At 61.6% G+C, this 19008-nt stretch carries 17 protein-coding genes, 2 tRNA genes and 2 pseudogenes; 6 read left to right on the plus strand and 15 right to left on the minus strand.

The window, feature by feature from the left end; genetic code table 11:
- Positions 1 to 2: 2 nt before the first annotated feature.
- From NE850_RS17610 to NE850_RS17625, 4 genes are all read right to left on the minus strand, one after another.
- Positions 3 to 503, minus strand: coding sequence for a flavin reductase family protein (locus NE850_RS17610; RefSeq protein WP_007182218.1), 501 nt, complete (start codon positions 501 to 503; stop codon positions 3 to 5).
- Between the two features lie 72 nt (positions 504 to 575).
- On the minus strand, positions 576 to 1898 hold the full coding sequence (locus NE850_RS17615) for an LLM class flavin-dependent oxidoreductase (RefSeq protein WP_007182217.1): 1323 nt from the start codon (positions 1896 to 1898) through the stop codon (positions 576 to 578).
- 49 nt (positions 1899 to 1947) lie between these two features.
- Positions 1948 to 2721 (minus strand): amino acid ABC transporter ATP-binding protein, encoded by a 774-nt coding sequence (locus NE850_RS17620; protein ID WP_405044855.1) that lies wholly within the window; start codon positions 2719 to 2721, stop codon positions 1948 to 1950.
- 26 nt (positions 2722 to 2747) lie between these two features.
- On the minus strand, positions 2748 to 3662 hold the full coding sequence (locus NE850_RS17625) for an amino acid ABC transporter permease (RefSeq protein ID WP_310699010.1): 915 nt from the start codon (positions 3660 to 3662) through the stop codon (positions 2748 to 2750).
- A 213-nt stretch (positions 3663 to 3875) separates the two neighbouring features.
- On the opposite strand from NE850_RS17625, the gene NE850_RS17630 reads away from it, so the two are divergent.
- Entirely contained in the window at positions 3876 to 4805 is a 930-nt protein-coding gene (locus NE850_RS17630; protein ID WP_007182214.1) for a LysR substrate-binding domain-containing protein, read from the plus strand.
- Between the two features lie 335 nt (positions 4806 to 5140).
- On the opposite strand, the gene NE850_RS17635 is transcribed toward NE850_RS17630, so the two are convergent.
- Positions 5141 to 5788, minus strand: a complete 648-nt coding sequence (locus NE850_RS17635) for a nuclear transport factor 2 family protein (protein ID WP_007182213.1) — start codon at positions 5786 to 5788, stop codon at positions 5141 to 5143.
- A 70-nt stretch (positions 5789 to 5858) separates the two neighbouring features.
- Positions 5859 to 6593 (minus strand): SDR family NAD(P)-dependent oxidoreductase, encoded by a 735-nt coding sequence (locus NE850_RS17640; protein ID WP_165185706.1) that lies wholly within the window; start codon positions 6591 to 6593, stop codon positions 5859 to 5861.
- Positions 6594 to 6704: 111 nt separating this feature from the next.
- Between NE850_RS17640 and NE850_RS17645 the strand changes: the two genes are divergently transcribed.
- Positions 6705 to 7073, plus strand: coding sequence for a helix-turn-helix domain-containing protein (locus NE850_RS17645; protein WP_007182211.1), 369 nt, complete (start codon positions 6705 to 6707; stop codon positions 7071 to 7073).
- A gap of 269 nt (positions 7074 to 7342) precedes the next feature.
- Here NE850_RS17645 and NE850_RS17650 read toward each other — a convergent pair whose 3' ends face one another.
- The 3 genes from NE850_RS17650 to NE850_RS17660 form a co-directional block, all read right to left on the minus strand.
- On the minus strand, positions 7343 to 7981 hold the full coding sequence (locus NE850_RS17650) for an NADPH-dependent F420 reductase (protein WP_007182210.1): 639 nt from the start codon (positions 7979 to 7981) through the stop codon (positions 7343 to 7345).
- A gap of 204 nt (positions 7982 to 8185) precedes the next feature.
- The gene (locus tag NE850_RS17655) at positions 8186 to 9127 is read right to left on the minus strand and encodes an SDR family oxidoreductase (protein ID WP_007182209.1); all 942 of its coding nucleotides are present in this window, start codon (positions 9125 to 9127) and stop codon (positions 8186 to 8188) included.
- A gap of 52 nt (positions 9128 to 9179) precedes the next feature.
- Positions 9180 to 9542, minus strand: coding sequence for an NAD(P)-binding domain-containing protein (locus tag NE850_RS17660; RefSeq protein WP_310699012.1), 363 nt, complete (start codon positions 9540 to 9542; stop codon positions 9180 to 9182).
- 126 nt (positions 9543 to 9668) lie between these two features.
- On the opposite strand from NE850_RS17660, the gene NE850_RS17665 reads away from it, so the two are divergent.
- From NE850_RS17665 to NE850_RS17675, 3 genes are all read left to right on the plus strand, one after another.
- Complete coding sequence (locus tag NE850_RS17665) at positions 9669 to 10121, plus strand: helix-turn-helix domain-containing protein (protein WP_007182207.1); 453 nt, start codon at positions 9669 to 9671, stop codon at positions 10119 to 10121.
- Between the two features lie 232 nt (positions 10122 to 10353).
- The gene (locus tag NE850_RS17670; protein ID WP_310699013.1) at positions 10354 to 11118 is read left to right on the plus strand and encodes a hypothetical protein; all 765 of its coding nucleotides are present in this window, start codon (positions 10354 to 10356) and stop codon (positions 11116 to 11118) included.
- 211 nt (positions 11119 to 11329) lie between these two features.
- A complete protein-coding gene (locus NE850_RS17675) occupies positions 11330 to 12250 on the plus strand; it encodes a LysR family transcriptional regulator (protein WP_165185712.1) in 921 nt (306 codons plus the stop codon).
- Positions 12251 to 12305: 55 nt separating this feature from the next.
- Here the strand turns inward: NE850_RS17675 and NE850_RS39490 are convergent.
- The 6 genes and pseudogenes from NE850_RS39490 to NE850_RS17705 form a co-directional block, all read right to left on the minus strand.
- Positions 12306 to 12674, minus strand: a pseudogene (locus NE850_RS39490) (SDR family NAD(P)-dependent oxidoreductase); the annotation flags it as partial.
- A 97-nt stretch (positions 12675 to 12771) separates the two neighbouring features.
- A pseudogene (locus tag NE850_RS17685) lies at positions 12772 to 13453 on the minus strand (peroxiredoxin-like family protein).
- Positions 13454 to 13506: 53 nt separating this feature from the next.
- Positions 13507 to 14283 (minus strand): enoyl-CoA hydratase/isomerase family protein, encoded by a 777-nt coding sequence (locus tag NE850_RS17690; protein WP_165185715.1) that lies wholly within the window; start codon positions 14281 to 14283, stop codon positions 13507 to 13509.
- Between the two features lie 66 nt (positions 14284 to 14349).
- The gene (locus NE850_RS17695) at positions 14350 to 14916 is read right to left on the minus strand and encodes a carboxymuconolactone decarboxylase family protein (protein WP_165185718.1); all 567 of its coding nucleotides are present in this window, start codon (positions 14914 to 14916) and stop codon (positions 14350 to 14352) included.
- A 754-nt stretch (positions 14917 to 15670) separates the two neighbouring features.
- A tRNA-Leu gene (locus NE850_RS17700) sits at positions 15671 to 15757 on the minus strand.
- A gap of 241 nt (positions 15758 to 15998) precedes the next feature.
- Positions 15999 to 16085: transfer RNA gene (locus NE850_RS17705), tRNA-Leu, on the minus strand.
- Positions 16086 to 16422: 337 nt separating this feature from the next.
- Between NE850_RS17705 and rnr the strand changes: the two genes are divergently transcribed.
- Positions 16423 to 18924 (plus strand): ribonuclease R, encoded by a 2502-nt coding sequence (gene rnr, locus NE850_RS17710; RefSeq protein ID WP_007182198.1) that lies wholly within the window; start codon positions 16423 to 16425, stop codon positions 18922 to 18924.
- The last annotated feature ends 84 nt before the right edge of the window (positions 18925 to 19008 follow it).

A 19008-nucleotide genomic window follows, 5' to 3' on the forward strand; every position in this document is an offset into this window, starting at 1 on the left:
GCTCATCGCGCTTCCACTGCCGCAGCCGCGAAATGACGCTGATGCCAGAACAGACAGTGCGCGGACGGGTCGTCGTGTGTCGATGAATCGGTGATCTCGCCGATAAAGATCGTATGCGAATACCCGTTGTGCGTCGCGATTACTTTGCAATCGAGAGAGACGACACTGCCGGTCAGCAACGGCGCGCCACTCTTGCCAGCTTTCCATTGCGCCGGATCGAAACGGGACGGCCCTTTCTCGGTGGCAAAGCGTTGCGCGACGTTCTTCTGGTCGGCGGACAGCAGATTGACGGCAAACACCTTAACGCGCAGGATCACGTCGTGTGCGCTCGCGCTTCGGTTTACGCAGGCGAGCACCGTCGGTGGATCGGCTGACAGGCTGCACACCGATGTCGCGATCAGGCCGAACGGCGTGCCGCTTATAGCGGTCGTGATGACCGTGACGCCGTTGGTGAAGCGCGCCATCGCGTTGCGGAAAATTTCGTCGGTCGTGTCGGTGCTCATGTGAAACGCCTCGCGTCAGAAAGGCACCGCTCCTTGGCAAGCGGCGCACGATACTTTTTTAGTCGCCGAAATCTAATCGCCAAAGTGCAGGGGCTGCAGTCCGAGATTGCCCCTCAGCGTGCTCGCCTCGTACTCGGTGCGAAACAGTCCGCGCTTGCGCAGCTCGGGAAGAATGTATTGCGTCAGGTCGTCGACACCTTGCGGCAACGTCGCCGGGCAGATATTGAAGCCATCGGCAGCGCCGGCCCGGAACCACCTTTCCATTTCGTCGACGATGTCTTCCGCGGTGCCGACGATCTGCCAGTTATTGCCCGAGGCCACGCGCTTGTACATCTGGCGGATCGTCAGGTTTTCCCTGTGCGCCAGCGCCAGCAGATTTTCCGCAATACTGCGCACACGCTGATTGCCGACATCGGGCACCGGGCCGTCTAGATCGTATTCGGACAGATCGCCGAGCACGCCGTACAGAATGGCCAGTCCGCTAAGCGGATCGATCAGGTTTTGCAACTGATCGAACTTGTCCTGCGCTTCGCCGCGCGTCTTGCCGACATACAGTGTGACGCCGGGCATGATCAAAAGTTGATCCGGCCTGCGGCCGTATTTCGCAAGGCGGCCTTTGAGATCGTCATAGTAGGCCTTGGCGCCTTCCATGCCGCTTGCATTGCTATAGACGACATCGGCATAGCGCGCGGCAAGTTCGCGTCCCGCTTCGGCGGCACCGGCTTGCACGATGATGGGCCGGCCTTGCGGCGTGCGCGCGGAGTTCAGTGGGCCGCGCACCTTGAAGTGCTTGCCCTTGTGATCCGGCACGTGCAGCTTCGCCTCGTCATAGAAGACGCCGCTCGCCTTATCACGGATAAACGCGTCGTCTTCCCAGCTATCCCAGAGCTTCCTGACCACTTCGACGAATTCGTCCGCGCGCTCATAACGCTCGTCATAGCCGAGATGTTCGTCGCGGCTGAAATTCCACGCTTCCTGCTGCGACCACGACGTGACGACGTTCCAGCCCGCGCGGCCGCCGCTGATATGGTCGATCGACGCATACTTGCGTGCGATATGGAAAGGCTCGTTGTACGTGGTCGAAGCCGTCGCGACGAGGCCGATATGCGACGTGCACGCGCCGATCGCCGCCAGCAAGGTCAGCGGTTCGAGTTCGGCATTCTTTGCGTCGCGGGCGAGCGATCCTTTAGGCGTATCGTTTGCGCGGATACCGATTCCGTCGGCAAAGAAAATCATGTCGAGTTTTGCTTCTTCGGCTTTCTTTGCAGTACGAAGAAAGTAATTGAAATCGATGGCGCCCGCTGCCGGCACATCCGGATGCCGCCATGCGGCCATGTGATAACCCAGATAGCGCATCGAGAGGCCAATTCTGATCTTTCCGTCTGTAGCAGTCATTTTTACAATCCCGATCGAAGTTTCCAAAACACCGGTTAACCGCCATGCGCTAGGTGCGCAGGCTGGAAAGAAAGCGTTTGCAGCGTTCGGTGCCGCCGCCATTGAAGATGTGGGCTGGTGTGCCCTCTTCGACGATGCGGCCGCCGTCCATCAGCACCACGCGGCTCGCCACCTTGCGCGCAAATTCCATCTCGTGCGTGACGACGACCATCGTGGTGCCCGCGAGCGCCAGCTCCCTGATCACGTTGAGCACTTCGTTGACGAGTTCCGGATCGAGCGCACTGGTCGGCTCGTCGAACAGCATCACTTCTGGTTCCATTGCGAGCGCGCGTGCAATCGCGACGCGCTGCTTCTGTCCGCCGGACAGTTCGGCCGGGTAGTGGTGCATCCGGTCCGCGAGTCCAACGCGCGACAGCAGATACTTGCCGCGCTCCATCACGTCGCGCTTGCGCTTGCGCCCGACAATGCACGGGCCGGCCAGCACGTTGTCGAGCGCCGAATAGTGCGGGAACAGATGGAAGCCCTGAAAGACCATGCCGAAGTAACGGCGTTGCTGATCGAGTGTTTTCTTCGGCAGGCGCACGCACCGCGTACCGCGCATTTCTGTGCCGAGCACTTCGCCCTTGAAGGTGATGCTGCCGGCGTCGATCAATTCGAGCATATTGATGCAGCGAAGCAGTGTGCTCTTGCCCGAACCGGACGGCCCGATCATCGCAACGACTTCGCCTTTGGACAGCGAGAAGTCCACGGCATCCAGCGCGGTGAAGTCGCCGAACTGCTTCGTGACGGCGCGCATGTCGAGAAAGCGTGTCGTGTCGTTCATCGCCGATGTGTCCTCGTGGATCGCGTTCACGTCCGCACTCCTTTCCTGAAGTGACGTTCAAGCAGACTCTGCGCCGCCATTGCGAGGCTCGTCAGCGCCAGATACCAGATACAGGCGACGGTCAGCAGCGGAATCGTTTCGAAGTTGGTCGCGTAGATCAACTGCACGGTCGTCAGGAGTTCGACGTAACCGATCACCGTGACGAGCGACGTGTTCTTGAACATCGTGATCAGTTCGTTGGCGAGCGGCGGAATGATGATGCGCACCGCTTGCGGCATGACCACATGCCACATCGTGTGGAAATCGCTCATGCCGATCGCCTTGCAGGCTTCGCGCTGTCCGCGATCGACGGCTGAGACGCCGCCGCGAAAAATTTCCGCGCTATAGCCGCCGAGGTACATCGCGAGACCGATCACGGCCGCGCTGAAGCGCGAGATGATCTGGTTGGTGTCGATGTCGAACAGATTCGCGTGAAGGAACGGCAGCGGCAGATAGAGCCGCGGAATCAGCGCCGACAGAAAGAACAGCAACAGCAGCATTGCTAGCGGCGGCGTCGCGCGGATGATCCAGATGTACACGTAACCGGCGGCGCGCAGCACTGCGTTGTCGGCCATCCGGCAGGCGGCGATCACGACCCCAAAACACAGGCCAAGCGCGCTCGACGACGCGGTGAGGACCAGCGTATTCCCTAATCCCTTCAGCACGCGCTTGTTGAACAGGTAATGGGCGACGATGTCCCATTGCCAGCGCGGGTTGTCTACCACCAGTTCGACGAACAGGATGACGACGACAAGTAGCATGGCGTACCAGAACCAGTCGGATTTCTTCGGGCGCGCGTGAATGCGCAAGCCCGCAGGCTGCTGCACGGCGGCCCTGTACGCTTCGCCATTTTGCCGGCGGGCGGCCGGCGTCTCCGTGAAAAACGCAGCGGCGTCCTGCATGTCTTTTCGAGCTTCAATGTCCACTGGCCTGTCCTCGTGAAGCAGTCGTTTTGAAAGGCGCGCAATGCGTCGATGAAGCGACTATAGGCAGGCAAAACTATTACATCTAGTACAATTTTGTTCGTTTGATCCTACTCTATGTAATGCCCTAAAATCGCTGCACGGTGGCTTTCAACACCACCGCGTTGCGCCAATAATCGGGGAGACAGGCTCGTGGCCAGGCTCAATGCCAAGCAGATGGAAGTGTTCGTCGCGGTGATGACGCACGGCTCGATCACCGCCGCCGGACAGCGCCTTAACGTATCGCAACCGGCCGTGAGCCGGATGATCGAGCGCTTCGAGCAGGAGGCCGGTTTCGTCGCTTTCGAGCGGCGCCGAGGCAAGCTGGTGCCGACGCCAGAAGCGGAAATTTTCTTCGCCGAAGTCACGCAGGTATATCGCGGCCTCGATTACCTGAACGATGTAGCGAGAGAAATCGGCACCATGCGGCGCGGCTATTTGCGCGTCGGCGTATTTCCCGCATTCGCCGAGGGCTGGATCACTGAACGGATCACACGCTATGTCGCGGGGCGTGAGGAACTGCTGACGTCGCTGGAGCCGATGTCGACCGATAGCGTGATCGAAGCCGTGTCGCGGCAGACCATCGATCTCGGTATCGCGCTGCGCGCATCCGATCGCGAGGGGTTGCGTAGCGAGGAAATCGCCAGTTCGGAGATTGTCTGCATTCTGCCCAAAGGGCACCGCCTGACTGGACGACCTGTGTTGCAGCCAACCGATCTGTCCGGCGAAGACTTCATTTCGATGGCCGCCAAGGTGAAGGCGCGCACGTCGATCGATGCGGTGTTCGATTCGAGCGGCGTCGAGCGACGCATTCGCGCGGAGACCCCGTGGGCATCGACGGTCTGCCATATGGTGGCGCATGGTCTGGGCGTCGGGCTCGTGATCCGCGAGTCGGCGCTCGAGTTCGCGCATCTGGGCTATCACATCGCCGCGTTCAAGCCGCGCATCGACTATCGCGCGTATCTGATTACGTCGACCGCTCGCCCGTTGTCTACGGCGGCAAACGGGTTTCGCGACATGCTACTGCTCGAATTCAACCAGGCAAAGAAAACACCGCGGGCGCCGAAGCGTTGCCCGACCTGACAAAAAAGCCATGGCCCGCGTCAACAGGACGATGGGCTCACAGCTACTGCGCAGAACGCAAATACGCGGACGCGAATAAGCGAAGTTGATTAGTCGCTCAGCGCCGAATTGCTGAAGCTCAGGCTGCCGATTTCGACGTCTCTTACTGGAATCCTGCTTTCAATGGTCTATGTTATAGCCTGCGGTTTGCTTGCATTGGAACGATATCGCACTGCTCTGTTTTAGACGTCGCAACCTCGGTCTGATAAGGTGTATTAACCTGCCTGCGACTTCCACAGACTCAGTTCGACCCAACGGATTGTCTACTGTTGTTGGATTCAGCGCCCGCTCCAGCCTTAAAGTTCGGAGGCCCGTGCCAGTGCAAGCGTGTCGATGTACTCCCGGATGTTCGTCACTTTGCCATTTCGAACGGTAATGGCGAAGACCCAATCGTCCTCGAACGTCCTATTCGTGGCTTTGACTCTGCCGGCGGCGAAGCCGACAACCAGAACCCGGTCGCCCTGCGCTACGAATTCGGGGGGCTGTGGGTATGACGTTTCCACCATTTCGGAAGCCTTCTGAAGCAGATCCGCCAATCCCTCGTGTCTGCGGTGTGTGCCAGCCAGCGCCCACTCGCCCGGAATGACCCACTCAATGTCTTCGGCACAAATCGCCAGCAGACCTTGCTTGTCGCCGCGGCTCATTGCTGCAAAAAAATCCTTCACAATCTGGACATTCTCTTGCGTGCTCATCGAAATCTCTCCATTTCTGTTGCATCTGATCGTGTCCGATCTAGTCGGACGTGATCGAAATAGATCCGCGACTGGGGCAAGCGAGGGAACGATCGCATCCCTGAAGTCGATCGTGGGTCCGATCGCGGCCGCGGCGGATGCAAAGCTTTCAGGGTCGCGAGTGGTTGCAACTGACACTTCGATGCCGCTTCGGGCAAACGCCCTGGCCAGCGCCTGGCCGATCTTGCCGAAGCCGATAATTGCGTAGCTCATATATTTTCCTTCAGTTTGCCGAGCCTTACGGCGCTCCGGATAATCGAGTGGAGCGCCGTAGGGCGTAGCGTCAGAGTTGCGCCAGGCCGCCGTCGACAGCGACCTCGCTGGCGGTCATGAAGCTGCTGTCCGACGACGCGAGAAAGGCGGCCACGGCCCCGATCTCCGACGGATTGGCCATGCGCTGGAGCGGAGTCATAGCGGCGTAGACCTTCTGGCCTTCTTCGCCGAGCGCTGCTTTCGCGAGTTCGGTCGCCGTCGCCCCGGGCGACAACACGTTCACCCGGATGCCGGTGCCCTTCAGGTCCTCGGCCCAGGTCCGCGCGAGGTTGCGCACTGCCGCCTTGCTCGCGCTGTAGGCGCTCATTCCCGGGGCGCCTGTGGTGCCGGCGCTCGATCCGGTCAGGATTATCGAACCGCCCTGGCCCATCAGCGGCAGCGCCTTCTGGACCGTGAAGATCGTACCCTTCACATTGGTGTCGAAGGTTTCGTCAATGTGCTCGGCGGTGATCTTGCCGAGCGCAAGCTGGCTTCCCGCCCCGGCATTGGCGAAGACGATGTCGAGGGTTCCGCGCTCGGCCTTCACCGCCGCGTAGAGTCGGTCGAGGTCGGCCTCATCCGAGACCGAGCCCTTCACCGCGCGGGCATTGGGGCCGAGCTCGGCCACAGCGGCGTCGAGCGCTTCCTGCCGGCGGCCGTAGATGAAGACGAAGGCGCCCTCCTCGATAAAGCGCTTTGCTGCGGCGCGGCCGATGCCGGTAGCGCCGCCGGTGATCACAGCGGTCTTTCCATTCAGTCTGGTCATGTCGTGCATCCTTCCTTGGAGTTGTACGGAAGCAGGGAACTGCTGGCTTGAGATCAGTATGCAGTTCTGATAACCTACGGACAAGTATGCACCTTTTGGTAACCATGAAAAATGACTGACTGTTCTCAAAATTGCGGGGGTCGCTACTCCTACGGGCTCGCCGCCACGCTCAGCATCATCGCGGGCAAGTGGAAGCCGCTGATCCTGTACTTTCTGCTCGACGGCCCGAAGCGCTACGGCGAGCTCAAGCGCAACGTCCACGGCGTCAGCGCAAAGGTGCTGATCCAGCAATTGAAGGAACTGGAAGCCGATCGCGTGCTGGCGCGGACCGACTACAAGGAGGTGCCACCGCGCGTGGACTACGCGCTGACCCCGCTCGGACGCAGTCTGGCCGACAGGATTGTCCCGCTGTGCACTTGGGGAACCGAGAACATGGCAGAAATGGTGAGCATTCTCGCCGAGCGAGACCGTTTGCTTTAGCAGGACGCTGAAGAACCGCTGAGTCATACGACCCTCCGCGTTCGTAGGAGGGCGGCAGGTGGAATTCCTCCGCACAGAAGTCGGACGGTCTCTACTCCCTTGACCTGCCGCAGGATTTCCAGGCCGAGCCGCCGCAGCGTGTAGATCCCACGCTCTTCGGCGCGATTTCATATGGCAGAAAAGCCGAGTTGGTCGATGAGAACGACGTGAGAGACGTGTTGTTCCCAGTGGTGTCGTGGACCTGCCGGTGAGGACGAGGTGTCGGTGATTCAGCCGACATCGACCTTCAAGGCGATGTCGAAGGTGCCGGCGCCGTTTTTGGCCAGACCGATGAGCATCAGGCCAAGCGACTCGAGCGTCTGGGCCATATGTAGGCCGCCGACATCGAACGGACGAAGGCCGAGACTCTCGATGAAGGTTGAGACGCGCGCCTTGGCCTCCGGATCGTCGGCCGCGATGAACGCATCGAGGCGCCCACCCCGAGCAAGGACGGGTCCGAAGAGGGTGTTGAACGCCTTCACGACATGCGCGCCGACGGGGGCGCCCCTGGCGATCTCCTGCGCAGCAGAACTGCCGGCGGGGGTGACGAGGCCCGTGGCGTCGGGGGAGATCGGGTTGGTGATATCGATGATCACCTTGCCGTCGAGCGCTTTCCCGTACTCGGCCACCACCGCCGCCGCACCGTTGTACGGCACGGCGAGGATGACGATGTCGCCCGCTGGCGCGGCGCCGTACGTCCCTGTGGTCGCTCCGGCTGCGAGCTGGTCGGCCAGCGCCCGCGCCCTGGCGGGGTCGCGGCTGATTACCTCGACGGTGTACCCAGCCTTGGCGGTACGGCCGCCGATCGCCGCGGCCATGCCTCCCGAGCCGATGATGCTAATAGTGCGGATAGTGCGGATAGTGCTCATGTGCAGATTCCTCGTGAGTTGGGGTCTTGCTCCGTAGTCTTTAACCGGGGCATCCCCCGGCTAATATTTCGTGTGTGGCGAGCTGCGTGCGTCATCCCTCATGACATCCCCGGGTCGACAGAATCTTTGGTCGAACGGATCACGGCATCGCGACATCGCTGTCCGCCGGGCTCGTTGCGACCCGGCTCCCTGCCTCAGCTCGACTCAGCCGGCAGGGAAGTAATGGCCGTTGTCCAGATCGGCGAGCAGCCAGGGCTGGGCGGGTTCCCAGCCGAGGGTCTGGCGGGTGATGAGGTTGGACGCCGGGAGGTTCAGCGTGACCATATTCGCGAGGAATCCAAAGTATCCCGGCAGCATCAGTACGTCCGCGGGAATGCTCACGGCCGGCAGGCCCAGATGGCTGCCAATGGCCTCGGCGATCTCGCGGAACCGGATGCCCGCGCCCTCGATCCCGTGCCAATTTTTTCCAGCCGGACCCTTCTCCAGCGCCAGCCGGAACAAGGAGGCGAGGTCGCGGCTGTGCACGGCCGGCCACAGGTTCGCGCCATCTCCGGGGTAGCCGATGGCGCCTTTCTGCTTCGCGAGCCCGATCAGCAGCGGGAGGAAGCCGGCACTATCGGTCGTGCTGTGCGCGATGGGAGGAATCCGCACGATCGAAGACCGCACGCCCCGCGCCGCGAGGCCGAGCACAGCGATCTCCACGACGTTACGAACCCGCAGGGTTCCCCTGTACTCGTCGCCGCCGGGAAGGGGCGGATCCTCCTCCGTGGCTGGCCGGCCCAGGTTTTCCCACCCGGGCGAGCCAATGCTCCCCGCCGCGACCAGCGGCTTTCCGGTCCCTGCCAGCGCCTCGCCGTACGCGCGCATGATCTGCAGTTCCGCGGCGGCCACGGCATCGATCCCGCCGGAGGGAAGCAGGTCCTGCCTGTGCGCGAGGTGGATGACGCCATCGGAATCCGCCGCTGCCGCCTTGAGCCCATCGAGGTCGGAAACATCCCCGCGACGCACCTTGGCCCCGAGCGCGGACACCGCCGCCGCGGACTTGTCCGACCTGGCCAGGCCGGTGACCTCGTGGCCGGCGGCGATGAGCTCGGGGATGATGTACGAACCGATATGGCCGGTCCCGCCAGTGACCAAAACGTGCATGTTATTGCTCCTTGTAGGTGATGTGATGCGAGAAGTGGTGGTACCGATGCACTCAGCCGAGAAGGCTGCCGCCGATTGAGAGGTGGGTGGGCTTGACGGAGTGGAGGGTCACAGAATTCGTGTGGTCGGAGGCGACGGCGTTGGTGATGTCGACTAGAACCTTGCCTGCCAGCTCTTCGCCGTACTGCTTCACCACGCCGAGAACGGCGGAGTAGGGAACCGCCAGGATGACAATGTCCCCGGCCGGGGCGGCGCCGAACGTTCCTGTCGTCGCGCCGGCTCCAACCTGCCCGGCGAGCGCCCGCGCCCTGGCGGCGTCGCGACTCATCATCTCGACGGTGTGTCCGGCCCCGGCGGCAAGACCGCCGATCGCTGCGGCCATGCCATCTGCGCCGATGATGCTGATAGTGCTCATGTGCTGTCTCCTGGTGAGTTGGGTGGCGCTCGTAACCACTAGCAACCATCCTATTCAAATTACTTGCAAAAAACAAGTAAACATGGAATTTTACTTGCATCAAGCAAGCGATGTTAATATCCAGCCATGAAGACGACATCTAAAGAAGACGTTCGGTCCCATTGCGCAGTGAACTACGGCGTGGAGATCTTCGGCGACCGCTGGTCGCTCCTGATCATTCGCGACATCGTTTTTGCCGGCAAGAAGACGTATGGCGAGTTCCTGAAATCGGAAGAGGGAATCGCGACCAATGTCCTTGCTTCCCGCCTTGCGTTTCTTGAGGAGCAAGGAATTCTCTCGAGGGCACCCAGCCCCGACGACAGGCGGAAGGACTTTTACACGCTGACCGAGAAGGGCCTGGACCTCATTCCTGTCGTGCTTACCATAGTCCTTTGGAGTGCGAAGCACGATTCGAAGTCGTACGTGCGGCGCCGTAAGGAATTCGTTGCTCGATTGAGTCAGAGCCCCTTGCAGGTGAGTGAAGAGGTGAAGGCGCTGGTCCGCAATGGCGGATGTATGTTTCCTGAGAGCAAGAAATGAGCAAGAAATGAGCAAGACGGCAAGCGCGTCCTGTCACGTCGCACGAACGATATGCATACACCACCGGCTACGAGGTGCAGCGAATAACGGGGCCGATGTCCGAAACGGTCCTGGAAGCCGCTATTAATGTTTCACCAACCCCAGCGGCTGCTCAGGGTCGCACTGAGCCAGTCGTCGTCCGGCACAGTGCGGCCATGACGCTACATTCGCGCCTGTTGCGAGCTCACACCGAATGTCCCCTTCAGCCGTGCGCGCCTATGAACATTCGGCAATCCACGACGAAAACGGCCAGGTTATCGAAGTCGAACAGGTGCTACCTCGTGCCCTTGCGCCTGAAGAGATGCCCGGCGTGATCGAAGAATTCCGTCACGCCGCGGCGCTTGCGAAACAGGCCGGTTTCGATGGCGTCGAACTGCATGCCGCCAATGGCTATCTGCCTGACCAGTTCCTGCAGGACGGCTCGAATCACCGCACGGATGCATACGGCGGCTCGTTAGAGAATCGCGCGCGCTTTCTGTTCGAGGTGCTCGATGCCATCGGTTCAGTTTGGGACGCTGGCCAGATCGGTGTTCGTCTTTCGCCCGGAAGCTCGTATGGCACGGTGTCCGATAGCGATCCGCATGCTACGTTCGGCTACGTCGCGCGTCGTCTGGATGGCTACGGCCTGGCATACCTGCATATGGTCGAGCCTCGTGTGCGCGGTAACGACGACGTCGATGCAGCGGTATCGGCGGTTTCGGCAAAGGATCTGCGTCGTGTGTTCAAAGGCACCCTCATCGCGGCGGGGGGCTTTACTGCGGATAGTGCGCATCGCATGATCGAGGCAGGCGACGCCGATCTTGTCGCGTTCGGCCGCCTGTTCATCTCCAATCCGGATCTGCCCGAGCGACTGCGCGTCGGGGCGCCATTGAACCGTTACGACCGCTCGACGTTCTATGGCGGCGATGCGCGCGGCTACACCGATTATTCCTTCCACAGCGAAGCGCCGGTCATCTGAACCAGAAGCGAGCGTTGTTACTGGCCCCGCCGCAAGATCCCCTGCGGCGGGGCTGTTTAGTCTCTGCGGATCGTTTCCGTGGATTGTGCGGATTGCAAAGCCCGCTCGACAACGCCAATTTCATCGACCGTGTTCCGACGCGATAGACTTCGGGCTTAAAACATCTCAGCCACGACACGGACTTCACGATCCTTCAAGGAGAAGCAGCGGCATGGACCGGATGGCAGCAATGGAAACGTATGTCAGTGTCGTGGAGGCGGGTTCATTCTCGGCGGCCGCAAAACGGCTTAAGCTCGGGCAGCCGGCCGTCTCGAAGTCGATCGCGCAGCTCGAAGAGCGGCTCGGCGTGCGACTCCTGCTGCGCTCGACACGCGGCCTGACACCCACCGATGCGGGTCAGCGGTTCTACGAGCACGCGCGGCGCGCAATCGAAGAAGTGGATCTTGCTGAACAGGTGGTGCGCGACGCGTCTACTGGACTGTCGGGCGTGCTACGCATCAGCGCCGCAGTGACCTTTGCACGCCTGCACATCCTGCCGGCGCTCAAGACCTTCATGAACCGCCACCCGAATCTGCAGATTGACATCGTGCTGGACGATCGCACCATCGACCTGCTCGAAAAAGGCGTGGACGTTGCATTGCGCATGGGCTCGCTCGACGATTCGGCCATGACCGCGCGTCGCATTGGGCGGAGCCGGAGGCTGGTCGTCGGCACACCCGGCTACTTCGCCGAAGCAGGCGTGCCGAAATCGCCCGCGGATTTGAGCCAGCACCAGGCCGTGGTTTATTCGTTACGCGGTGGGGGCGAATCCTGGGCGTTCAGCCAGCACGGCAAGGAAGTAGCCGTGGTCGTGTCGGGTCGCGTCAGTGTCAGCGCCGCCGAGGGCATCCGCACGACGGTGCTCGGCGGCATGGGCCTCGCGATCGCGTCGGAATGGATGTTTTCTCCGGAACTTGCCGATGGTACGGTCAAGGCGGTGCTGACCGACTGGGAATTGCCCCCGATCGACCTTTGGGCGGTATTCCCTGCCGGACGCCTGGTGAGTGCGAAGGCGCGCGCCTTCGTCGCTTTCGTGGCGGAGGTAGTGGGCGTCGCGTCTGCCGGCAATGCCGGCACGCCCTCAGAACCCTAGCTTGCCGATCGACGCGCCGCCGTCGACGTACAGCGTCTGACCCGTCATGAAGGCGGTTCACGACCCATCCCCAGCCCCGGGCCCGCATACCGGGAAGCAACGCCTGAACGGTCTGGACCGCCGGATGGAGGTTCAGCGCGAGGACGTCGTCGAGATCGTCGAGCGCGACTTCACCCAGACGTTATGGCCTGACCAGCGCAACATTGTTCACCACGCCGTCAAACGAATGCCGGCGCACCAGATCCTGGAGCACGGCGTTGGTTGCATCACGGTCGGCGAGATCGACACGGACGAGTTCACCCGGAAAATCGCTTGCTTCACGCGCGAGGCCAACGACACGGTGGCCGTCGCCAATCAGGCGCTCTGTCAGCGCGAGACCGATGCCTTTGGTCGCGCCGGTAACGAGAAAAGTACGCTGTGTCATTAAATGTCCTTTAAGAACAGGAAGGAATCGAAAAGCCGCGGCGGGTTCTCCGGCGCGGCGTAGTGACCGTTTAGCCTTAAGCGCTGAGCAGTAAGGCTCAGGCGTTGGCGGTCGCTTTTTCCAGAACCGGGAACATATGCGACGGGTCGGGACGACGCGCGTAGTCCGGATTGACCTCGGAATACAGCACGATGCCGTCCTGTCCGATGACATAGCGCGCCGGCATCGGCAAGGTCCAGCTGGGATCGTTGTTGAACGTCGGCAGATCGTTCTTCAGGTTCTTGTAAAGCTCGACCAGATAGTCGGGCAGCGCGAAGCGCAGTCCGAAGTCGGCGCGCGTCTGACCGTTCACGACCGTTCATGTCACTCAGCACCGGAAAACCCAGTTCGTTGGTGCGCACCGACTTGCGGCTAGTGAGCGGTGTCTGCGGTGAGATCGCCACGACGTTCGCGCCATATGTCTGAATTTGCGGCAGCACTTCGTTGATCGCCTGCAATTCGATATTGCAGTACGGGCACCAGGCGCCGCGATAGAACGTCACGACCAGTGGCCCCTTCAGGAGCAGCGCTGCGAAAGACACGTCGTTGCCATCCTGATCTTTCAGGTTGAAGTGCGGCGCGCGATCACCGGCCTTAATGGCTCCGGCGGCCTGCCCGCTCGCAATCAGTTCTGCCGTGGCGCGTTCCATCACCGAATGAATCTCCGGCGGTGCGTTGAACGGCGGCTTGCCCGCCTTGAAGTCGGCCCGGAATGCGTCGAGTTTGTCTTGCAGTGACATGAGTGTTCTCCGTCGAGAGAAAGAGGAATTGAGGAACCAACGAGCCGGTGGCTTCAGGCTACGTTCTGCGCTGCCGCAATGCGCGCCACTTCGGCCGCAGTGATACCTTCGAGCGCCAGCCCGTAGCCGATGCCTTCGTCGATCACGCGACGCAGCCGCTGGGTCAGGCCGATGCGGGTGTATTTGGTGGTGAGCGGGGGCTGCTTTGCGATAGTCGCGGCGATGGCATGCGCACGACTGAGCAGTTGATCCGCAGGTACGATCTCATTGACGACGCCCAGCGACTTCCCCTCCGCAGCGTCGAGTTTTTGCTGCGTGAGCACGAAGTACCGGCCGCGAATGCTGCCGATCATTTCCGGCCACAGCAGATGGACACCATCGTTGGGGGCGATGCCGAACGCAGCGTGCGGCATGTCCTGGAACACCGTCTCGGGTGTGGCCACCACGATGTCGCACAGCAGGACGTATTCCGAATGCAGCAGGACCGGGCCGTTCAGCGCGGCGATCATCGGGACTTCGACGTCCAGGATGTTCATCAATATCTTGCGGCCTTCGCGGAAGATCTTGTCGTAGCCGCGCGGAGTAAAGAAATCGAAACCTTCCGGCGAAATCGCGTCCATGAAAGCGTCACCGCTACCGGTCAGGATGACCACGCGGTTATCCGGGTCTGCGCCGATCTGATGGAACATGTCGGTGAACTGTTCATGCGTATGGCCATTGAAGACGAGCTTCGCGCCGTCGGTATGGAAGCGGACTTCGAGCACGCCGTCCGGCGTACGGGTCAGTCTGGCGTTGGCGTATGCGTCTTTATAGCGGTCGAACGCGGACATTTCGGTTCCTCGGTGAGCTTCGATATGGGATTGGACGAGAGCCGCGAGGCGGCTCCCCGAGACGGCTTAGGCAGCGACAGCGACCGGCTTGGTCCACTCGTTACCGGCCATGAAGCCGTCGAGCTCGGTGTGGGCGATGTGGTTCGTGTAGTTGCTCATCACCTTGGTTGCCACGCCCAGAATCACTTCGAGGACGTTCTGACGGGTGTAGCCTGCGGCGAGAAAGGCGTCGACATCAGCGTCGGGAACAAAGCCACGCTCACGCACCACGAGCGTCGTGAAACGATGCAGCGCTTCGAGCTTTGCATCGGGCAGCGGCGTGCCGGCGCGCAGCGCGGCGATCACGCCTGCGTCCATCTTGATCACTTTCGCCAGCGTGCTGTGACCGGCCATGCAATAGCGGCAGTTGTTCTCGAAGTTCGAGGTCAGGTAGACGACCTGCTGTTCGTGCGGCGTCAGCGTGCTCTTTGAGAACAGATCCCACAACGCCGAGTAACCGGCCAGCAGCGCGGGCGATTCCGCCATATGCGCCTGAAGGTTGGGGACGAAGCCAAACGCGCGCTTCGTGTCTTCAAGGCTGGCCTTCGAGGCGGCCGGTGCGTTATCGATCGTGTAGGTTTGGAAGTTGCTCATCGTTTTGCTCCTGCTGGTTGACGGTGAGCAAATGATGAAGGTCAGCCCTTTTTCTAAGAAGGCAGGCACCGTCGATAACAGTCATTCCTCGCAGGCATAAAGCGATGGTTGAAGTGCTCACGCCTGAGGGGGCGGATGGTCCGGCGCGGTGAGCGGTGGTGGAACGCAAACGCATGGAAAGTCCTCGCCTGGCGGACATCCTACCGACGGCTCCGGTCAAGGGCGCGCCGGCCGACTGGATGGAGCGGAAGGCCGGAATATCTTAAAGGCGGTCGTTGTGGACGGGCTGGCCGGAGCGGCCGAAGTAGGGCGGCAGTGTGAATTCGTTGATGTCCCAGCGGCCGTTCGCGATCGCCGTTGGCGAACGACCGCTGTGCCGCAGTGAGCGGGCATGCCGGCATCAACATGCGAACGAGTCGAGCCAGCGCGGGGCCACGAGATGGAAGGCGTCTTCGGCCAGGCGTTTGCGGGCGATGGACTCGGCCTGGCGATATGCAACCGGATCGATGCCTTCGCGTACGAGATTGCGTGCGGTAGTGGCCGACCGTCGCGCATCAACGATGCGTGATATCGGGGTAGGGGCCGAGGCTGAGGAAATTATCCTTGCCCGTGCTCGGTCGTCGGTAGCGGAGCAATGCCAGTGGCGCGCACGGGAACCACGGGAACCACGGGAACTATAGGCAACAAAAAACCCCGTAAGACATTGATCTTACGGGGTTTCTCGAACTTCACCGGCTTACGCCGGAACAACTGATGGTGCCCAGGAGAGGACTCGAACCTCCACGGTGTTGCCACCGCTAGGACCTGAACCTAGTGCGTCTACCAATTCCGCCACCTGGGCACGTTTTCAACCTAGACCGCTATTTTAGCGTGATGATGCAGCGTGTCAATCCCCACATTCAAACTAACTTCGCTCCAATCAACCGCGCGGATATCGCGTGCAATGAAGGAATGCTTTCACTGCTCGACAACCGTCCTGCCACCACTCATTTCACCACGTGATCCACGCCGATAAACAGAAACGGATCACATGGGTTCACACAAAAAGTAAAGCCGCTCGTAAGCGGCTTTACTTTTGAATCTGGTGCCCAAGAGAGGACTCGAACCTCCACAGTGTTGCCACCGCTAGGACCTGAACCTAGTGCGTCTACCAATTTCGCCACCTGGGCAGGTGATGAACAGCAAAGACCGACATTATAGCGACAGATTGGTGACTGTCAAGCGTTTCTCAAAACTCGCCTGAACATCGCTCCGAGGAGCGTGCATGCGTCTCGCAGCAACCGCCGGGCGACTATTGACGGGCCGCTAGGCGCGCAATACGGGTGTTAGAATGCCTCGCAGTAGTTCGTTGGCACGGTGCACACGCCCGTCGGACTCAGCCTTGACCGAGCCGGACCCGAGCAGTCTTTTCTGTGCATTTGCAGGTGCAATTCAAGCGCGACTGAAGCGCAAGCGAAGCGCGCCGTCATCGCTTCCCAAGCCGAGCCACATCGCAGACCGACGTCCATGCAACGAGAAAAAATCATCGACAAGCCCTTGAGCAAATTTCCGTATCCGATTCCAAGCCGCGAAGAAATCCTCGGCGTCCTGCGCACGAGTGAAGCGCCGCTTGCCGCGAACGACATCGCCGAAGCCTTGTCGATCAAGCGCCAGGAGCGCGAAGGATTTTTCAAGCGCCTGGGCGCGATGGAGCGCGACGGCCAGATCCGGCTCGATCAGCGCAATCTCTATCAACTGACTCATCCGTCGAACTTCGTCGCGGGCCGCGTGCAAGGCCATCGCGACGGCTACGGTTTTCTGATTCGCGACGACGGCCAGGACGATCTGTTCCTGCCCACCGGCGAGATGCAGAAGGTCATGCACAACGACCGCGTGCTCGCGCGCATCGTCGGCTATGACCGGCGCGGCCGTCCGGAAGGGCACATCGTCGAGGTCACGGATCGCGCCAACAAGCGCGTGATCGGCCGGCTGCTCAACGAGAACGGCGCGCTAATTGTGGCGCCCGAAGACAAGCGTATCGGCCACGACATTCTGATCCAGCAGAACACCAAGAAGGCCAAGGTGGGCCAGGTGGTGGTGGTCGAGCTGACCGATTTCCCGAGCCGTCATTCGCAGCCGCTCGGCCGCGTGGTGGAAGTGCTCGGCGATATCGACGACCCCGGCATGGAAATCGAAATCGCGGTGCGCAAATACGGTGTGCCGCACGAATTCAGCCAGGCCGCGCTCGACGAAGCCGCGCGGCTGCCCGACGAAGTGCGCCCGGTCGATGCGCGTCATCGCATCGATCTGCGCGACGTGCCGCTCGTCACGATCGACGGCGAAGACGCCCGCGACTTCGACGACGCCGTGTACTGCGAGCCGGTTCAGGTCGGCCGCGGCGAGGGCTTCCGCCTGATCGTCGCGATCGCGGACGTGTCGCATTACGTGCATCCGAAGAGCGGGCTCGACGCGGACGCGATCGAGCGCAGCACCTCGGTGTATTTCCCGCGCCGCGTGATTCCCATGCTGCCGGAGAAGCTGTCGAACGGATTGTGCTCGCTGAATCCGAACGTCGACCGTTGCGTGCTGGTGTGCGACATGATCGTCACCACGCGCGGCGAAGTGAAGGCGTATCAGTTCTATCCCGGCGTGATGCACTCGGCCGCGCGGCTCACCTATACGGAAGTCGCCGCGGTGTTGAAGAACACCAAGGGCCCGGAGGCCGCGCGCCGCGCCGCCTTGCTGCCGCAACTGCAGAATCTGTACGGCGTGTACAAGTCGCTGTTCGCCGCGCGCCAGAAACGCGGCGCGATCGACTTCGATACGACCGAAACGTATATCGTCTGCAATGCGCAGGGCAAGATCGAACAGATCATTCCGCGCACGCGGAACGACGCGCACAAGCTGATCGAGGAATGCATGCTGGCCGCTAACGTCTGCGCGGCCGACTTCCTCAAGCGCAACAAACATCCGGGACTGTTCCGCGTGCATGCCGGGCCGACCGCGGAAAAGCTCGAGAATCTGCGCACCTTCCTGCGCGGCATGGGCCTCACGCTCAACGGTGGCGACAAGCCGCACGCGAGCGACTACGCCGCGCTGATGGCGCAGATTCGCGAGCGGCCCGACGCGCAGATGCTGCAAACCATGCTGCTGCGCTCCATGCAGCAGGCCGTCTACAGCCCGGACAATATCGGCCACTTCGGTCTCGCGTACGAGGCGTATGCGCACTTCACGAGCCCGATTCGACGTTACCCCGATCTGCTCACGCACCGCGCGATCTACGCGATCCTGCAGGGCCGCAAGTATCAGCCGGAGCCGCCGCAAGGCGTCGAGTTGAATACGGCGCTCTCGCCGCGCGCTCGCGCCATGCAGCAGGCCGACGACGAAAAACGCGGCCGCGTGCGCGGCAACAACGTGGCGATCTGGGAAGAGCTCGGTCTGCATTGCTCGGCCAACGAACGCCGCGCCGACGAAGCCTCGCGCGACGTCGAAGCCTGGTTGAAGTGCTACTTCATGCGCGACAAGCTCGGCGAAGAGTACGGCGGCATGGTGAATGGCGTGACTTCGTTCGGCATTTTCGTGCAGCTCGACTCGCTCTTCATTGAAGGCCTCGTGCACGTCACGGAACTCGGCTCGGACTACTTCCAGTATGACGAGATCAAGAACGAGCTGCGCGGCGAGCGCACCGGCATCCGTTATCGGCTGTCGGATCGGGTGCGGGTGCAGGTAAGCCGTGTCGATCTCGACGCGCGCAAGATCGACTTCCGGCTCGTGCGCGACACGCCGATCAAGCCGCCTTTGGCGCGTGGGCCGGGGGCTGACAAGTCGTCCGCTGAAAACGGCGGTGCACGCGTGCGTGCGCTGCCGCCGGCGGAAGGCGGCACGGCAGCGCCGGGCGCGCGCCGCAAGCGCGCCGCGCCCGCGCAAACCGAGGCGGTCAAGGAAGCGCGCGCGGCGCGCGGCGCGGCGAAGAAGCACGGCGCCGCGACCAAATCGGCGTCGAAACCGCAGGCACGCAAGAAGCGCTGAAGTCGCCGGACTGCCTGAACCGCGCGCATCGGGCACGTAGCAACGTGCCCGATGCGCGCGGTCTGCGTTTTATCGCCGGCAGGC

Origin of the sequence: Paraburkholderia sp. USG1 (assembly GCF_031570135.1) — a bacterium.
In the GTDB taxonomy this organism is placed as follows: Bacteria; Pseudomonadota; Gammaproteobacteria; order Burkholderiales; family Burkholderiaceae; genus Paraburkholderia; species Paraburkholderia dioscoreae.